The 15,509-nt window shown below is 73.3% G+C and carries 19 protein-coding genes; 10 read left to right on the top strand and 9 right to left on the bottom strand.

The genetic code is table 11. The features are described from left to right. Positions 1–186: 186 nt before the first annotated feature. A complete protein-coding gene (locus tag ACFPK1_RS28005) occupies positions 187–789 on the bottom strand; it encodes a TetR/AcrR family transcriptional regulator (protein WP_378024237.1) in 603 nt (200 codons plus the stop codon). Between the two features lie 93 nt (positions 790–882). On the opposite strand from ACFPK1_RS28005, the gene ACFPK1_RS28010 reads away from it, so the two are divergent. After that, positions 883–2,433, top strand: a complete 1,551-nt coding sequence (locus ACFPK1_RS28010; RefSeq protein ID WP_378024238.1) for an acyl-CoA synthetase — start codon at positions 883–885, stop codon at positions 2,431–2,433. Between the two features lies 1 nt (position 2,434). Here the strand turns inward: ACFPK1_RS28010 and ACFPK1_RS28015 are convergent, their stop codons facing one another. Beyond that, positions 2,435–2,599: a hypothetical protein gene (locus tag ACFPK1_RS28015; protein ID WP_378024239.1), complete on the bottom strand. Its 165-nt coding sequence runs from the start codon at positions 2,597–2,599 to the stop codon at positions 2,435–2,437. Between the two features lie 182 nt (positions 2,600–2,781). Here ACFPK1_RS28015 and ACFPK1_RS28020 point away from each other — a divergent pair, with 182 nt between their 5' ends. Continuing rightward, positions 2,782–3,642 carry an alpha/beta fold hydrolase gene (locus ACFPK1_RS28020; protein ID WP_378024240.1) on the top strand — a complete coding sequence of 287 codons (861 nt, stop codon included), beginning with the start codon at positions 2,782–2,784 and terminating at the stop codon, positions 3,640–3,642. Between the two features lie 133 nt (positions 3,643–3,775). Here ACFPK1_RS28020 and ACFPK1_RS28025 read toward each other — a convergent pair whose 3' ends face one another. The 5 genes from ACFPK1_RS28025 to ACFPK1_RS28045 all read right to left on the bottom strand — a co-directional run bounded on the left by ACFPK1_RS28025 (position 3,776) and on the right by ACFPK1_RS28045 (position 7,705). Further along, positions 3,776–4,147, bottom strand: a complete 372-nt coding sequence (locus ACFPK1_RS28025; protein WP_378024241.1) for a hypothetical protein — start codon at positions 4,145–4,147, stop codon at positions 3,776–3,778. 371 nt (positions 4,148–4,518) lie between these two features. Beyond that, positions 4,519–5,262: an ANTAR domain-containing protein gene (locus ACFPK1_RS28030; protein ID WP_378024242.1), complete on the bottom strand. Its 744-nt coding sequence runs from the start codon at positions 5,260–5,262 to the stop codon at positions 4,519–4,521. Positions 5,263–5,600: 338 nt separating this feature from the next. Beyond that, complete coding sequence (locus tag ACFPK1_RS28035; RefSeq protein WP_378024243.1) at positions 5,601–5,801, bottom strand: ANTAR domain-containing protein; 201 nt, start codon at positions 5,799–5,801, stop codon at positions 5,601–5,603. A gap of 190 nt (positions 5,802–5,991) precedes the next feature. After that, the gene (locus ACFPK1_RS28040) at positions 5,992–7,023 is read right to left on the bottom strand and encodes an NAD-dependent epimerase/dehydratase family protein (protein ID WP_378024244.1); all 1,032 of its coding nucleotides are present in this window, start codon (positions 7,021–7,023) and stop codon (positions 5,992–5,994) included. Positions 7,024–7,189: 166 nt separating this feature from the next. After that, entirely contained in the window at positions 7,190–7,705 is a 516-nt protein-coding gene (locus ACFPK1_RS28045) for a hypothetical protein (RefSeq protein WP_378024245.1), read from the bottom strand. Positions 7,706–7,875: 170 nt separating this feature from the next. Here ACFPK1_RS28045 and ACFPK1_RS28050 point away from each other — a divergent pair, with 170 nt between their 5' ends. The 3 genes from ACFPK1_RS28050 to ACFPK1_RS28060 are packed head-to-tail and all read left to right on the top strand — an operon-like array spanning position 7,876 to position 8,952. Further along, the gene (locus tag ACFPK1_RS28050; RefSeq protein WP_378024246.1) at positions 7,876–8,052 is read left to right on the top strand and encodes a hypothetical protein; all 177 of its coding nucleotides are present in this window, start codon (positions 7,876–7,878) and stop codon (positions 8,050–8,052) included. Further along, entirely contained in the window at positions 8,042–8,524 is a 483-nt protein-coding gene (locus ACFPK1_RS28055; protein WP_378024247.1) for a Chromate resistance protein ChrB, read from the top strand. The genes ACFPK1_RS28050 and ACFPK1_RS28055 overlap by 11 nt, the downstream gene beginning before the upstream one ends. Next, the gene (locus ACFPK1_RS28060; RefSeq protein ID WP_378024248.1) at positions 8,521–8,952 is read left to right on the top strand and encodes a chromate resistance protein ChrB domain-containing protein; all 432 of its coding nucleotides are present in this window, start codon (positions 8,521–8,523) and stop codon (positions 8,950–8,952) included. Before ACFPK1_RS28055 ends, ACFPK1_RS28060 begins: the two co-directional genes overlap by 4 nt. Positions 8,953–9,027: 75 nt before the next feature. Here the strand turns inward: ACFPK1_RS28060 and ACFPK1_RS28065 are convergent, their stop codons facing one another. Further along, on the bottom strand, positions 9,028–9,576 hold the full coding sequence (locus tag ACFPK1_RS28065; RefSeq protein ID WP_378024249.1) for an ArsI/CadI family heavy metal resistance metalloenzyme: 549 nt from the start codon (positions 9,574–9,576) through the stop codon (positions 9,028–9,030). Between the two features lie 90 nt (positions 9,577–9,666). On the opposite strand from ACFPK1_RS28065, the gene ACFPK1_RS28070 reads away from it, so the two are divergent. The 5 genes from ACFPK1_RS28070 (at position 9,667) to ACFPK1_RS28090 (ending at position 13,498) form a co-directional block, all read left to right on the top strand. After that, positions 9,667–10,095 carry an ArsR/SmtB family transcription factor gene (locus tag ACFPK1_RS28070; RefSeq protein WP_378024250.1) on the top strand — a complete coding sequence of 143 codons (429 nt, stop codon included), beginning with the start codon at positions 9,667–9,669 and terminating at the stop codon, positions 10,093–10,095. A 2-nt stretch (positions 10,096–10,097) separates the two neighbouring features. After that, complete coding sequence (arsB, locus tag ACFPK1_RS28075) at positions 10,098–11,210, top strand: ACR3 family arsenite efflux transporter (RefSeq protein ID WP_378024343.1); 1,113 nt, start codon at positions 10,098–10,100, stop codon at positions 11,208–11,210. Continuing rightward, positions 11,203–11,616 carry an arsenate reductase/protein-tyrosine-phosphatase family protein gene (locus ACFPK1_RS28080; protein WP_378024251.1) on the top strand — a complete coding sequence of 138 codons (414 nt, stop codon included), beginning with the start codon at positions 11,203–11,205 and terminating at the stop codon, positions 11,614–11,616. Before arsB ends, ACFPK1_RS28080 begins: the two co-directional genes overlap by 8 nt. Positions 11,617–11,619: 3 nt before the next feature. Beyond that, entirely contained in the window at positions 11,620–12,780 is a 1,161-nt protein-coding gene (locus ACFPK1_RS28085) for an MFS transporter (protein ID WP_378024252.1), read from the top strand. 286 nt (positions 12,781–13,066) lie between these two features. Continuing rightward, positions 13,067–13,498, top strand: coding sequence for a hypothetical protein (locus tag ACFPK1_RS28090; RefSeq protein ID WP_378024253.1), 432 nt, complete (start codon positions 13,067–13,069; stop codon positions 13,496–13,498). A gap of 395 nt (positions 13,499–13,893) precedes the next feature. Here the strand turns inward: ACFPK1_RS28090 and ACFPK1_RS28095 are convergent, their stop codons facing one another. Continuing rightward, the gene (locus ACFPK1_RS28095) at positions 13,894–15,432 is read right to left on the bottom strand and encodes a long-chain-fatty-acid--CoA ligase (protein WP_378024254.1); all 1,539 of its coding nucleotides are present in this window, start codon (positions 15,430–15,432) and stop codon (positions 13,894–13,896) included. Between the last annotated feature and the right edge of the window lie 77 nt (positions 15,433–15,509).

Genomic DNA, 15,509 nt, shown 5'->3' on the forward strand with positions numbered 1-15,509 from the left:
TCGGCAACCGCCTCGTGGGCATACTGCACGGCTGCCTCAAGACCCGAACTCCCTACGACGAGACCACCGCATGGGCCCACCGTCAGGCATCTGCAGCTTGACCCTGGAGCCCATGGGATGCCTGAGGCTCGGGGAGTCTCAGCCTGGCGGCCACGCTGACGTTCAACGAGAGGAAAGCCCCCACGATCAACGGTCCTCGCGCGCGTCCACGCGCCACGGATCGACGGCCCGCTCCGAGGACTCCCAGGCGGCGTCGGCGTATCTCTGCACGGCCACCTCGAACTCGTCGAGCAGCGCCGAGAGCTCCACGTCGACGACGCCCGCGATCTGCTGGTGCCCCGCGAGCACCGCGATGCCCAGCGCGGCGAGGCGCTCGCGGGCCCGGGCGTCGGTGACGACGGGGGCGAGCACGTCGGCGAGCGCGTGCACCCGGCCCCGGTCGACCGCGCGCTGGGCCGCCTCGACCGTCGGGTCGACGGTGGCCCACGCACGGATCGCCGTCTCGGCCTCGTGCGGGATCGTCAGCGCGAGGTGCTTCATCAGCGTCACGCGCTCGACGGGGTCGTCGCCGGCGTTGACCAGCTCGACGATCCGGCCGACCTCCTCGCGCTCCCAGTGCTCGAGCAGCGCGGCGACGAAGCCCTCCCAGCTGCCGAAGTGGTGGTAGAAGGACCCGCTGGTGACGCCCACGGCCGCGCACAGCCTGCCGATGCGCAGGCCGTTGCGGCCCTCGCGCGCGAGAAGGCGCAGCGCCTGGTCGAAGTAGGCCTGCCGGGTCGCGGTCGGCATCGGCGTCGTCCTCCCGCGGAGGTCGGTTCCGCTCGAACAGAACATAATCTACTCTACGGCGGCCGATCCGACGTGATCTCCGAGGAGACGACGATGTATCCCGGGACGTTCGCCGCCACCCATCCCGACCGCCCCGCGGTGATCATGGCCGAGACCGGGGAGGGCCTGACCTACCGCGAGCTCGAGGACGGCTCGGTGCGCCTGGCGCGCACCCTGCACGAGCACGGCCTGCGCCGCGGCGACGTCGTCGCCCTGCTCTCGGACAACCACCCGCGGGTCTTCGAGGTCTACTGGGCCGCCCAGCGCGCCGGCCTGCTCGTCACGGCGGTCAACCACCACCTCTCCGCCGACGAGGCCGCCTACATCGTCGCCGACTGCGGCGCCCGCGCCCTCGTCGTCTCGGCCGCCAAGGCCGACCTGGCCACCGCGATCGCCGACGCCACCCCGGACGTCACCCTGCGCCTCGCCTTCGGCGGGCCGGTCGAGGGCCACCGCGACTACGACGAGGTCGTCGGCGCGCAGAGCGCCGAGCCGATGGCCGACCAGCCGCGCGGCGGCGACATGCTCTACAGCTCCGGCACCACCGGTCGACCCAAGGGGATCAAGCCGAACCTGCCCGAGCGCCAGATCGACGAGCCGGGCGACCTCTACATCGCGGTGTTCAAGCCGATGTACGGCTTCGGCGAGGACACCGTCTACCTCTCGCCGGCGCCGGTGTACCACGCCGCGCCGCTGCGCTTCGGCGCGACGATCCAGTCGACCGGCGGCACCGTCGTGATGATGCACCGCTTCGATCCGGAGCAGGCCCTGGCCGCGATCGAGCGCTACCGCGTGACCCACAGCCAGTGGGTGCCGACGATGTTCGTGCGGATGCTCAAGCTGCCCGAGGAGACGAAGGCCCGATACGACGTCTCCAGGCTGCGCGTCGCGATCCACGCCGCGGCGCCGTGCCCGGTCGAGGTGAAGCGGGCCATGATCGACTGGTGGGGCCCGGTGCTCCACGAGTACTACAGCTCGAGCGAGGCCAACGGGATCACGTTCATCAACTCCCAGCAGTGGCTCGAGCGCCCCGGCTCGGTGGGGCTCGCAGGGCTGGGCACGATCCACATCTGCGACGACGAGGGCCGCGAGCTCGCCCCGGGCGAGGTCGGCACCGTCTACTTCGAGCGCGACACCGTGCCGTTCCGCTACCACAACGACCCCGAGAAGACCCGGGGCAGCCAGCACCCCGGGCACGAGACGTGGACGACCACCGGCGACCTCGGTTACCTCGACGGCGACGGCTTCCTCTACCTCACCGACCGCAAGAGTTTCATGATCATTTCGGGCGGGGTGAACATCTACCCGCAGGAGATCGAGGACGTCCTCACCCTGCACGACGCGGTGTACGACGTCGCGGTCATCGGGGTGCCCGACGACGAGATGGGCGAGTCGGTGTTCGCCGTCGTGGCGCCGGCGCCGGGCCACGAGCCGTCGGACGCGCTGGCCGAGGAGCTGCTCGAGCACGTCCGCGGGCGCATCGCGCGGTACAAGACGCCCCGCCGCCTCGTGTTCACCGACGACCTGCCCCGCACGCCGACCGGCAAGCTCGTCAAGCACCGGCTCCGCGAGCGCTACGCGGCCGGGGAGTTCGCGGTCGTCTAGGTCAGAACAGCGACCGGAAGAACTGGGCGATCGAGGACAGCGCGTCCCCGATGATCGCCAGGATCGACCGGACGACGTCGGCCGCGCCCTCGGGCGAGGAGATGACGAAGAAGAGCAGCACGGCCACGACGACGAAGATCAGGAACCGCTTCAACCCTTTGGACATGCGCTCGCGCCGCTCCCGTCGTCCCGGCCCCCGCGCCGCGTCCGTGGGTGGACGCGGTGCGCACCGACCGTAACGCCACCCTCCCCTGCGGGGTGGCCACTTCGACGGAGTGTCGCGCTCCCGGCCGGATTCGGTACGCAACAAGATCGACGCAACGGGCGGCGGCGCGGCACGATCGGGCCGTGGACTCCTACACCCGAGGCGCGCTGCGCTTCGACGTCTCCGAGTACGGCGGCTCCGGTTCGGGGCCGGGCCACGGCGAGCCCGTGCTGCTGCTGCACGGCTTCCCGCAGACGGCCGCGAGCTGGGAGCCCGTCGCCCGCCGTCTCGCCGACGCGGGGTACCGGGTGCTCGCGCCCGACCAGCGCGGCTACTCCCCCGGCGCGCGGCCGCAGGGCCGGCGGGCCTACCGCGTCGAGGAGCTGGTCGACGACGTCGTCGCCCTCGCCGACGCGGCGGGCGCCGAGACCGTGCACGTGGTCGGCCACGACTGGGGCGCGGTCGTCGCCTGGGCCCTCGCCGCGCTGCACCCCGAGCGGGTCCGCACGCTGACCGCGGTCTCCGTGCCCCACCCGGCCGCGTTCGTCCGGGCGATGGCGACGAGCCGGCAGGGCGCGCTGTCCTGGTACATGTACTTCTTCCAGCTCCCGGGGGCCCCGGAGCGGCTGCTCGGCCGTCCGGGCGGGCTCGCGGCGGCTCTGCGCCGGGCCGGGCAGGGCCGCGAGCGGGCACGGCGCGACGAGGCGGCCCTGGCGGCCAAGGGCGGACTGCGGTCCGCGCTGACCGGGGCGGTCAACTGGTACCGGGCGATGCCGTTCTGGGAGCACAAGGGCCTGCAGCTGACGGTCGGCGTCCCGACGCTGCTGGTGTGGAGCGACGGCGACGTCGCCATCTCGCGGGCGGCCGTCGACGGGACGCCGCGGTGGGTGACCGGGCCCTACCGGCTGGAGGTGCTGAGCGGGGTGAGCCACTGGATCCCGGACGAGACGCCGGAACGGCTCGCGGACCTCGTGCTCGAGCAGCTGGCCACGACCGCCGCCTGAAGTTTGGGGGTTCCGGGAGCGCGGGGGGATGCGCTCCCGGAACCATGGTCGGCCGAGGGGGGCGCGGCCGACACAAGTCATGTTACGGGCGAGTTGTGGTGCCCGCGTTGCGATTCACGCCATAACGCGATGTCTATCCCGCAACCGCCACCGGTGTGATACCCCCGGGCGGTTCGTCGGCGATGACCCGGGGGATCGGCCGGTCACCGCCGTCACGAGGGGGGTGTCCGCCCCGCCCGTGCCGCAGCAGCGAGTTGCGGTGCGCCACGATGGCGGTCGCCAGCGCCTGCGCGTGCGATTCGGCGCCGGACGCCTGTTCGCCGGAGACGTGCTCCACCGCATGACCGAGGGTCTCCGCCAGCCGGGCGAGCTCGTCGAGCACGTCCGCGGACCAGGTGAAATGGTCGACGCCGTCCGGCCGGAGCGTGCGTCCTTCGGCGTCGAGACGCCGGAGGGCTTCCATCGCCTGCCGGGCGAGCGCGACGCCTGTGTTCTCAACCGTCACGGGAACGTTGTACCCGCCCGCCCGGCGGGTGACGCCATCGGTCGCACACGATCGAATGCGCTGGCCCGATCGGGTCCACCCTCGAGAGGAGGACCGGGATGTGGGTCAGGCCCCGCTCCTGGCTGCTCCCCAGCGCCAGGAGCGGGGCCGACCTCCGGATGGCCGACCATCGAGCCCCCGAAGCCCGACGCGGCCTGTCGACACCAGCGTGCCCCAGCCCTGAGCAGGGAAAACAGGGCAGCTCCACTTGGATCGGTTCAGGACCCCGAATCCGGGCGCGGTCCGGTTCAGGTCGCGGGGAGGTGGGCAACCTCCCGGGCTTTGACGCCGGAGGCCGTCGCACGGCGTCCGGCGGCCGTGGCTACCGGACGCTAGGCGCTGCGCAGGAGCCCACGCGCCTGGCCCTCGCCGCCGGTCGCGGCCCGCTCCTCGTCGACCCACCGGGCCACGTCGACGAGCTTCATGTTGGTCTCCTGGGACGCCTCGCGGAGCATCGCGAAGGCCCCGTTCTGGTCGAGGTCGAACCGCTCCATGAGGACGCCCTTGGCGCGGCCGATGACGTCGCGGCTGTCGAGGGCCTTCTGCAGCTGCTCGGCGTTCTCGGCCGCGAGCAGGAGCATGCCGGCGGTGAGCCCGAGGACGCCGGCCGCGCGCCGGGCGTACGCGTCGAAGGTGTCGGGCCCGGTGCCGTAGAGGTTGAGCGCGGCGCGCGGGCCGCCGTCGACCTCGAGCAGGACCGAGATCATCGATCGGTGGCCGGCGTCGACGGCGTGCGCGGCGAACGTCGGCCAGCGTTCGGCGTCCTCACCGGCGAGGTCGTCGGCCGTCGCGATGCCGTCCTCCGGGCACGCGTTCAGCACCACCGAGGCCGGGCCCTCGTCCAGCTCGCGCTGCAGGGTGTCGAGCTTGCCGACCACGGCGATGTCCGTGGCCCGCACGAAGTCGAGGTAGCGGTCGTCGGCCACCGTGAGCCCGGCGGCGCAGGCGCCCGGGACGGTGGCGACGGCGCTGTAGATGACGCGCTCGAGGGCCTCGAGGTGGTCGCGGACGCCCGCACGGTCGTTGAGCTCGCGGGTGGTGCGGCGCAGGTGCGCGATCAGGGGGTCTGCGGTCATGCCGACCGCCTCCGTCCGCTGGGAAGCCGTGGCCACGCGATCCGGCACCGCATGCCCACGCACCGTCGGGCGGCGCTCGAGGACGCACCTGGAGGACGATCCCGTGGAGGTCGCGGTCCCAGCAGGCCGCGCCTCACCGAGCGATCAGGACTGTCGACGAGCGACTTGTACACCCGACGACGTGGTCCCCACGGTCCTCGGTGATGACTGCGGGGTCAAGTCGGGCGACCCACCGTGAGCGACCCCCGGGGTCGGCGAGGAGAGCCGGGCGGCCGCCTGCACTGCTGAACCGGCCGACCGGCGCCCGGGCGTTCGTCGCCACCGCCCACGCGGTTCGCCTAGACGGCGGGTGGCGTGTCCGCCGCGTCCTTGAGCAGCCACGCGACGACGTCGGTGAGCCCGACGCCGGTCCGCAGCGACCAGTCGATGAGGAACTCGGTGGCGGCGTCCTCGGAGCAGTCGTAGCGCGCCATGAGGATGGTGGTGGCACTGGCGATCGCGTCGGGCGGGAGTGCTCGCCCCTCGGCGGTGTCGGACACGGGCGACCTCCCGGCGACCCGGGACGCACCGCCGCCGGGACCGCTGTTCGCGCTGCTCATCACCCGGCCGTCTGGTCGACCGCCGTCCCGGGCTCGGGACAGTGAGTTCGTTCGCTGTCTCGAGCAGCGTGACAGAGCCCGGACGGCGTCGCCGGACGGGCCACCCCGCCGGCGGCCGTCCCCGATCACCTCACGGGACCGCCCGGCCGCCGTGCCCCGACGGGACCGCCCCGCTCCCCCCGGGTTCCGGCGGCGGACCGCTGCGCCGGTCGCGGTGCCAGGCCAGCGTGCGGGTGAGCCCGGCGCGCAGCGGGGTGGTCGCACGCCATCCCAGGTAGTAGCTCGCCGGTGCCGGGTCGGCGACGTGGGCGACGTCGTGGCGGCGGTCGCCGGCCTCGCCGAAGCCCAGGGGCCCGGTGTAGCCGGCGATGTCGGCGAGGGCGCGCACCACCTCGGCGATGGTGGCCGTGCGGCCCGAGCCGATGTCGAGGACGCGGCCGGCGGCGTCGGGTCCGGTCGCGGCGCGGACGAAGGCGTCGCACACGTCCTCGACGTAGACCCAGTCGACCGGGCGGGTGCCGCTGCTCAGCGCCGGCGTCGTGCCGTCGAGCAGGCAGGAGCACACGTAGGGCACCAGCTTGCGCTCGTCGGGCTGGTCGGGGCCGTAGACCATGGCGACGCGCAGCACCGTGACCGGCAGGTCCCACTGGGTGTGGAACAGCCGCGCGTAGCCGGTGGCGGCGCCCTTGGCCGCGGCGTAGGGCGAGACCGGGGCCTGGTCGCCGCGGGGCTCCTCGATCGAGCCGGCGAGCACCACCCGGCAGCCGGGCACGCCGTGGGCCGCGGTCATGACGGCGACCGCGGCGCGGGTGTTGGCGTCGAGCATGGGCAGCGCGAGCGCGCTCTCTCGGTGGCCCCGCACGAGGCTGGCCAGGTGGAAGATCGCGGCGGGGCGGACCTGCTGGACGACCTCGCTGAACCCGCCGGCCTCGACCATGTCGCCGCGGTGCCACGTCAGCCCCGGCGTCGTGACGAGGTGCGACCCGGTGGAGCGGGAGAGAGCGTGCACCTCGGCGCCGAGGTCGAGCAGGCGCCGGCAGAGGTGTCGGCCGACGAAGCCGGTGGCGCCGGTGACGAGGACCGGCCGTCCGCGCAAGCGGCTGAGCTGGTCGTCGTCACCCTGCGGAGTGGGCGACGGGATGGACAGGGAAGGGGCGACCACGGGGGTCACCGATCGGCGTGGGAGAGGTGTGGCCATGGTCGGTGCGCCTCAGGGGGGAGCGTGGCCCGTCACGGGCCCGGTGGACGAGGTCAGCGCAGGCGGGTGCACCGGGACCTGTCCGCGCCGTGCGGCGGACGGCGGCCCGAGACGTGCTCGGGTCGCGAGGTCAGGCGGTGAGCCCGACCGGGTACGGGGGACCGCGCCGGGGCCGGCACCGCGTCAGGCCGTCACCGACGGCCGGCGCCCGGGCCTGCTCGGGGCCCGCCGGGACCGACGCCGGCCTGTTCGTCTCGGCCACGGGGAGGCGGGCGACGCCGGCCGCGACGGCGAGCACGGTCGAGGCCACGAACGCCACGATCGGCTCGCTGCCGGCCACGACCACCACCAGCAGCGCCACCGCGAGCTGGAGGGCGATCCCGGAGAGCTCGTCGGGGACCACGTGGTCGTGCGGGAGCATCTCGGCGGTCGCCCGGGTCACCTTGCCCATGCCGTGGGCGACGGGCTGCACGATCATGGCGATGTTGACCAGGAAGAACATCCCGCGCAGCCGGCCGCGCAGCAGCCATCGCAGGGCTCCGACGGCGGCAGCGACCAGGACCAGGCTCAGGGTGTTCTCCGGTCGCTCCTCGGCGAGGAGGTCGAACGCGCCGGCGACCGCGACGACCGCGAGCGAGGAGGTCACGAGCGCCAGGGACCGCACCCGATGCCGGCGTGCTGCTGCGCTGCGTGCGCACCCGGCCGTCACGCACGCGACGATATCAGCCCGTTCGTGTGATCTGTCACGGACCGTGACGACGGGGAACGTCGAGGCGAAGGCTGGCGCCACCGCGATTGCTGTGCAACCGTGGTTACATGCTCCTCCGGAGTCGACCCGCGCTCGGGCTCCTCGTCCTGGGCCTGCTGCTGCTCGTGGCGCCGCTCGCCGTCCAGGCCTTCGCGGTGGTGACCCTGCTCGGGGCCCTCGCCGCCTGGCGGCTCAGCGACCGGCTGGCCCGCCGCCTGCCCGAGGAGGACGGGCGTGGGTGGTGACGGCGCCGGGACGTGGGTGCTGCTGACCTACCGCATCCCGCGCGAGCCCTCGACGGCGCGGGTGGCCGTGTGGCGCAAGCTCAAGCGCCTGGGGGTCGCGCAGCTCGCCGACGGCGTGGTCGCCCTGCCCGCCGACGCCCGCACCCGCGAGCACCTGGAGTGGCTCGCCGACGAGGTCGTCGAGCACGGCGGGAGCGCCACCGTGTGGGAGGCCGTCCCGGGCGACCGCAGGGCCGAGCGCGAGCTGGCCGAGGGCATGAGCCGGGCGAGAGCGGCCGAGTACCGCGCGGTGGCGGAGCGGGCACGCGCCGCGTCCCGCGACGGCGGCGGGCCCACCGCGCTCCGGCGGTTGCGCAGCGAGCTGCGCACGATCGGCCGCCGCGACCACTTCCCGCCCCCGGAACGGGCGGAGGCGCGCCGCGCGGTCGACGCCCTCGCCACCGCCCACGACACCGAGGAGGCGGCCCCGTGAGGTGGGCGACCCGCGCACACATGCACATCGACCGGGTGGCCTGCGCGTGGCTCATCCGCCGCGCGGTCGACCCCGACGCCGAGTTCGTGTTCGTCACCGACCCCGCCGACGTGCCCGCCGACGCCACCGCCTTCGACATGCGCGGGTTCGAGCTCTCCCACCACGGCGGCGACTGCAGCTTCGAGACGATCCTCCGCCGCCACGAGATCACCGACCCCGTGCTCTGGCGCATCGCCGAGATCGTCCACGAGGCCGACCTCGACGACGAACGCTTCGACGCCCCCGAGGCCCCCGGCGTCGACGTCGTCGTCCGCGCGCTGGGCATGGTCTGCGACGACCCCACCCTGCTCGGCCACACCGACCCGCTGTTCGACGGCCTCTACGAGTACTACCGCCGCGCCACCCTGCTGGGCCACGAACCGGCCTGACCACGTCCGCGGCGGGTCGCGGCCACCGGCGTCACCCCGGTGCCGACGATCGGTCCGGCCGTGGCCCGGCGCCGGTCAGGCGACGCACCCGCAACCGGCGGCGGTCTTGGCCTCGGTGACGGTCACGCCGGGCTCGGTGGCCTGCTCGTCGTGCGAGCAGCAGGCGGTGACCCCGCAGCAGGCGGTCCGGCCGGTGGCGGCACCGGCGGCCGCGTCGTCGGGCATCGTGCTGATGATCCCGTCGGTGCCGTAGACCGGGGAGTCCTCCTTGACGGTGTAGACCTCCCACGGCTCGTGCCCGGGCCCTTGCACCCACACCTTGTCCTGGCGGGCGTAGCAGCAGGTGGTGTCGTCCTCGACCTGGGTGAACAGCCCCAGCTCCGAGAGGCGCGCGGTGGCCTCGTGGACCTCGTCGGTCGACTCGACCTCGACCCCGAGGTGATCCATCACCGTGGGACGGTCGGGCTCGCCTTCGAGCAGCACGAGCTTCAGCGGCGGCTCGGCCACGGCGAAGTTGGCGTAGCCGGTCCGGCGCTTGGCCGGCTCCACGCCGAAGAGACGGCTGTAGAAGCGGATCGAGCCCTCCAGGTCGGAGACCCGCAGGGCGAGCTGCACTCGGGACATGGTGGTCCTCCTTCGACTCCTCCGACGTCTGTTTTGACGTCCGTCGAATCAGACGTTGCACCCTGGTTAGACGAATGTCAAGGTAGACGTATGTCGAAGCAGGATGGGGCGCAGGAGCGGGTGCTGGCCCAGCTCGCCGCGGTCGTGGGGTGCTGCGAGCCGCTGGCCCGTGAGCCGCTGACCGCCGATCAGTCGGTCGAGCTGGCGCGGGTGTTCAAGGCGATGGGTGACCCGGTGCGGCTGCGGCTGCTCTCGCTGATCGCCTCCCACGCCGGCGGCGAGGCCTGCGTCTGCGATCTGACCGACGTGTTCGACCTGTCCGGCCCGACGATCAGCCATCACCTCAAGGTGCTGCGCGAGGCCGGGCTGATCACGGGCGAGCGCCGCGGCACCTGGGTGTACTACCGGGTGCGCCCCGACCTGCTCGCCCAGGTCTCCGCGGTCCTCGTGCCCGCCGCCCCCGACGGCCCCGCCGCGATGCCCGCCAGCCGCGAGGCGCTGCCGGTGGTCGAGGCGTGAGCATCCCTGAGGCCACCGACACCGCGACCGATCAGACCGAGGCCGGTGTCGTCGCGAAGCTCTCCACCCTCGACCGGTGGCTCCCGGTCTGGATTCTCGCCGCGATGGCCGTCGGCCTGCTGGCCGGGCGCCTGGTCCCCGGGCTCGGCGAAGCCCTCGGCGCGGTCGCCATCGACGGCGTCTCGCTGCCGATCGCGCTCGGGCTGCTGGTGATGATGTATCCCGTGCTGGCGAAGGTCCGCTACGACCGCCTCGACACCGTCACCGGCGACCGGCGGCTGCTGGTGTCGTCGCTGGTGCTGAACTGGTTGATCGGGCCGGCACTGATGTTCGCGCTGGCCTGGCTGCTGCTGCCGGACCTGCCCGAGTACCGCACCGGGCTGATCGTGGTCGGGCTCGCCCGCTGCATCGCCATGGTCGTCATCTGGAACGACCTCGCCTGCGGCGACCGCGAAGCCGCCGCGGTCCTGGTCGCCCTCAACTCGGTGTTCCAGGTGATCGCCTTCGGCGCCCTCGGGTGGTTCTACCTCGCGGTCCTGCCCGGCTGGCTCGGCCTGCCCACCACCGGCCTCGACGTCTCCCCGTGGGCCATCGTCCGCTCAGTGCTGATCTTCCTGGGCATCCCGCTGCTGGCCGGCTACCTCACCCGCCGGCTCGGGGAACGCGCCCGCGGCCGCGACTGGTACGAGACCCGCGTCCTGCCCCGCCTCGGGCCGTTCGCGCTCTACGGGCTGCTGTTCACCATCGTGATCCTCTTCGCCCTCCAGGGCGACGCGATCACCTCCCAGCCCCTCGACGTCGTCCGGATCGCGCTGCCGCTGCTGATCTACTTCGCGGTGATGTGGGCCGGGTCCTACGCCCTGGGCCGCGCGGTCGGCCTGGGCTACGGGCGCACCACCACGCTGGCGTTCACCGCCGCGGGCAACAACTTCGAGCTCGCCATCGCCGTCGCCATCGCCACCTGGGGCGCCACCAGCGGTCAGGCCCTCGCCGGGGTCGTCGGACCGCTGATCGAGGTTCCCGTCCTGGTCGCCCTGGTCTACGTGTCCCTGTGGCTGCGGCGCCGGCTGTTCGCCCCATCCGACCCCGCGCTCGAGGAGACCCGCCGTGCCTGACGTGCCCGAGGTTCTGTTCGTCTGCGTGCACAACGCCGGTCGCTCGCAGATGGCCGCCGCGCTGCTCGCCCACCACGCAGCCGGGAAGGTCGCGGTCCGCTCCGCGGGCTCCGCCCCCGCCGACGAGGTCAACCCCTCCGTACGCCAGGTGATGGACGAGCTCGGCATCGACCTCTCCCACGAAGTCCCCACCAAGCTCACCACCGACGATGTCGACGCCGCCGAGGTCGTGATCACCATGGGCTGCGGCGACGCCTGCCCGGTCTTCCCCGGCAAGCGCTATCTCGACTGGCAGCTCGACGACCCCGCCGGCAAGGGCGTCGACGACGTCCGCCCCATCCGCGACGACATCGACCGCCGCGTCCGCGAGCTGCTGACCGAGCTGGTCCCCGCCGCCACCATGTGACCCGTGGCCGACACCGACGCCGCAACGGCCAGCAAGGGACGCGCCCTCACCGGCGCCGTCCTGCTCGACCTCGCGGTCAGCCCCCTGTTCGCCTGGGACGTGTTCACCGGGTCCCTGGGCCGGGACCTGCGCGCCGGCCACGCGCTGCTGGCCGGCGTGTTCTCGGTCGGGCTGCTCGCCTTCATGCTCGGGGTCCTGGCCGGCGGACGCGCCGCCGACACCACCTCGCCCCGCCGGCTCGCGCTCGTCGCCCTCGCCGGCGTGGTGGCCGGTCTGCTCGGCAGCGCCGCCGCGCCCTCCGCGCTCGTGCTGTTCCTGACCTTCGGCGTCCTCGTCGGCGGCTCCACCGGACTCGGCTACGCCACCGCCGTCCGCGTCGCCGGCACCGTCGCCACCCGCCGCGGCCTCGCGCTCGGCCTCGTCGTCAGCGCCTACGCCGCCGGCACCGCCGTCCTCGCCCCGATCGCCGCGGCGCTCCTGGAAGCGTTCGGCCGCAGCGCGACCTTCGGCGTGCTGGCCGCCGCCCTCGGGGTCCTGCTCGCCGTCGCCGCCGCACTCGTCCCCGGTGAGCGCCCGGCGTCGAGCCGCCCCGACCCCGAGCCCCGACGACGCTCACGCCCGGCCGCACCGGTCGTGGCGCTCTGGCTCGCCTTCGGGCTCGGCAGCGCCCCCGCCCTCGCCGCCTTCGCCCAGGCCGGCAACCTCGCCGGGGACCTCGCCGCGGTGCCCCTGGCCGTCGCGCTGCTCAACGTCGGCAACTTCGCCGGCCGGCTCGTCGCCGGACCCCTGTCCGACCGCGTCGGGCGCCGCGCGGCCCTGCACGCGAACTCCGCGCTGCTGGTGCTCGCGTGCCTGCCGCTCGCGCTCGGCGCGACCGGCGTGGTCGCGCTGGTCGCCCTGCTGCTGCTCGGCACCCAGTACGGGGCGCTCTCGACCCTCACCCCGGCCGCCACCTCCGACGTCGTCCCGCCGGAACGGTTCGGGACCACCTACGGGCTGGTGTTCACCGGGTGGGGGATCGCCGGTCTGGTGGCGCCCGTCGCCGCCGCCGCCCTCGCCACCGTCGTCGGGTACGGCGCGGTCTACGGCGCGTTCCTCGTCCTCGCCGCCGTGGCCTGGGTCTGCGCCACGGCCTACGGCCGGCTCGCGAGCCGCCAGGCGTGAGGTGCCCCGCGCAGGCCTCAGCCGATCTGGCGACCCTCGGTGTTCTCCCGGTAGGGCTTGCGGAGGTCCCTCTCGAGTGCCTGACGGTGATCTTCGGAGGGCACCTCTCACCTGGGACAGGCGTCGCCCGGAGTGCTCGAACCCGAGCTGTTCCGTGGTGGTTCCGCGTGTTGTCCCGGACAGGGCCGGAGACCACCTGCAACCAGCGGACTCTCGGGGACCAGGTCTTGGCGCGGCCGACCAGGAGCGTCGCGCCAGGGAGCCACCACAGCGCACACTTCCCGTCATGGACGACGACAGGGCGTGGCAGCCCGACAGCGCCGGCTCCGGCAGCGATCAGTCGTCCGGACTCCGCCGCGACCCGCTGCACCTGGTGTGCGAGAGCCTCAACTTCACCCATTCCCTGCTGCACGAGGCTCAGCGGTTGCGTCGTCGAGTGCTCGACGTGCTCGTCGACCTCAGCGCCGGCTGGGAGCAAGCAGCCGACAGGCTCGAGCGCACCGCAGCGGATGCCCGGTCGAGCGCAGCGCAGGAGCGGCTACTGACCGCGGCGTCACGAGCACGCACCAACGTCGCGGCTACTCGCCGCCAGTGGCGACGACTTGCGGCCGTCGACGTCGGGGAACCGCCTCCGACCGGGCGCGAGGCCGGGTCCGGACGTCTGGTCCTCCACCCCTCGACACCCCCCATTGAACCCTCGGCGGGCGACGACGTCTGACGCGAGACCTTCAGGTTTGCTCAGACCGTGGAGGGCCGGCTGGAGGTCGTTCCTATCCGGCCGACCGAATCAGGAGCCGCCGCAGGGTCTCGACCGGCGGGACGACACCCAGGGCGCTCGGCTGCTCCACGGGTGTGTCGACAGGCTCGGCCGTGCGCGCCACTGAGCGCCCCAGACGGAGATGGAGGCGGGCCTCGACCACCGATGAGAGCTGCACCGTCTCGAGTCGCAGCTGCGCCCCTCGCGCCCGTACCTGCGCATGGATGGCGACTTCGACCGCGCGCTCCGCGCAGGGGCCGGGCACGGCCGGCGCGCCGGCGCCGGCCCCGACAGTGGCGGATTACTCACAACGACTTCACATCGGACACGAGCGTTCGCACCGGTCAGGGCACGTCTCAGCCGATCTGGCGGCCCTCGGCGTTCTCCCAGTAGGGCTTGCGGAGGTCCTTCTTGAGGATCTTGCCGGACGGGTTGCGCGGGAGGGCGTCGACGACGTCGATCGACCGCGGGCGCTTGAAGCCCGCGATCCGCTCCTTGCACCACTCGAGCAGCGCGTCGGTGTCGATCTCGGTGCCCTCGTTCGCGACGACGACGGCCTTGACCGTCTCGCCCCACCGCTCGTCCGGGACGCCGATGACGGCGACGTCGGCGATGTCGGGGTGGCCGGACAGGACGTTCTCGACCTCGATGGGGTACACGTTCTCGGCCCCGGTGACGATCATGTCCTTGATCCGGTCGGTGAGGAACAGGTAGCCCTCCTCGTCGAGGTAGCCCGCGTCCCCGGTGTGGAACCAGCCGTCGGAGAGCGCCTTCGCGGTCTCCTCCGGGCGGGCCCAGTAGCCCGGCGTGACCTGCGAGGACCGGATCCAGATCTCGCCGACCGTGTTCGGGGGGACGTCCTCGCCGGTGGCCGGGTCGACGGCCTTGAGCTCCACCCACGGGTAGGCCTTGCCCGCCGAGCGCATGAGGTGCGCACGGGGGCCGTCGGGGTCGTGATCGTCGGGGTCGAGCTGGCTGATCGCGCCGGTGGTCTCGGTCGACCCGTAGACCTGGAACAGCGGGGCGCGGAACGTGGTGAGCACGCGGTTGAGCACGGTGCTCGTGATCGGCGAGGCGCCGTAGGCGATGGCGCGCAGTTTCGACCAGTCCTTGTCGGCCGCCCCCGGCACGCCGGTGAGGAACTGCAGCACCGCGGGCACGAGGAAGGCGTTGGTGACGCCCTCGTCGGCCATCGTCGCGAGCAGCTGGTCGGGGACGATGTCGGCGATCAGCACGCAACGCGCCCCGAACGACAGGCAGACCAGCGCGAAGCCCGAGCCCCCGATGTGGAACAGCGGCATCGCGACGAGGCCGACCGACTCGGTGTCGAAGCTCCAGTGGTCGCCGACCGAGAGCAGCGCGGCGAACTGGACGTGGGTGAGCACGACGCCTTTGGGCAGCCCGGTGGTGCCCGAGGTGTACAGCTGCAGGACACAGTCGTCGTCCTGCGCGTCGGCCGGCGGGTCGAGCACCTCGTCGGACGCGGTGAGCCAGCCCTCGTAGTCCTCCCCCACCACGAGCACGCGGCGCACGGCGTCCAGCGCCTCGACGCGCCCGCGCAGGTCGGCGAAGTCGGGTCCGAGCACGACCAGCGGCGCCGCGGAGTCCTCGATGATCGCGATCAGCTCGTCGTGGGTGAGCCGGTTGTTCAGCGGCGCCGTGCCCGCCCGCACGCGCGGGGCGCCGAAGAGCAGGTCGAAGAACTCGGGGCGGTTCTTCCCCAGCCACACCACCCGGTGGCCGACCCCCACACCGTCGGCGGCCATCGCGCGGGCGGCGAGCCCACCGCGCCGGTCCATCTCGGCGTAGGTGGTGTTCTCGCCCTCGAACGTCATCGCCACGAGGTCGGTGTCGTCGACGTACTGACGCACGACGTCGGTCAGGCGGAACGGCACGGGAGACCTCCACGAGGAAGCGGACGACACGGGGCAGTGGTGACGCCGACCACAGGGCAGGCGCGACCGTAACTGCT

This window comes from Actinomycetospora rhizophila (assembly GCF_042657905.1).
Classification (GTDB): Bacteria; Actinomycetota; Actinomycetes; order Mycobacteriales; family Pseudonocardiaceae; genus Actinomycetospora; species Actinomycetospora rhizophila.

What these genes read in the sequence shown, in the direction of transcription:
- ACFPK1_RS28005 (WP_378024237.1), bottom strand. Translation starts at nt 789, where the DNA reads ATGCCGACCGCGACCCGGCAGGCCTACTTCGACCAGGCGCTGCGCCTT.
- ACFPK1_RS28010 (WP_378024238.1), top strand. Translation starts at nt 883, where the DNA reads ATGTATCCCGGGACGTTCGCCGCCACCCATCCCGACCGCCCCGCGGTG.
- ACFPK1_RS28015 (WP_378024239.1), bottom strand. Translation starts at nt 2,599, where the DNA reads ATGTCCAAAGGGTTGAAGCGGTTCCTGATCTTCGTCGTCGTGGCCGTG.
- ACFPK1_RS28030 (WP_378024242.1), bottom strand. Translation starts at nt 5,262, where the DNA reads ATGACCGCAGACCCCCTGATCGCGCACCTGCGCCGCACCACCCGCGAG.
- ACFPK1_RS28050 (WP_378024246.1), top strand. Translation starts at nt 7,876, where the DNA reads ATGCTCCTCCGGAGTCGACCCGCGCTCGGGCTCCTCGTCCTGGGCCTG.
- ACFPK1_RS28065 (WP_378024249.1), bottom strand. Translation starts at nt 9,576, where the DNA reads ATGTCCCGAGTGCAGCTCGCCCTGCGGGTCTCCGACCTGGAGGGCTCG.
- ACFPK1_RS28070 (WP_378024250.1), top strand. Translation starts at nt 9,667, where the DNA reads ATGTCGAAGCAGGATGGGGCGCAGGAGCGGGTGCTGGCCCAGCTCGCC.
- ACFPK1_RS28090 (WP_378024253.1), top strand. Translation starts at nt 13,067, where the DNA reads ATGGACGACGACAGGGCGTGGCAGCCCGACAGCGCCGGCTCCGGCAGC.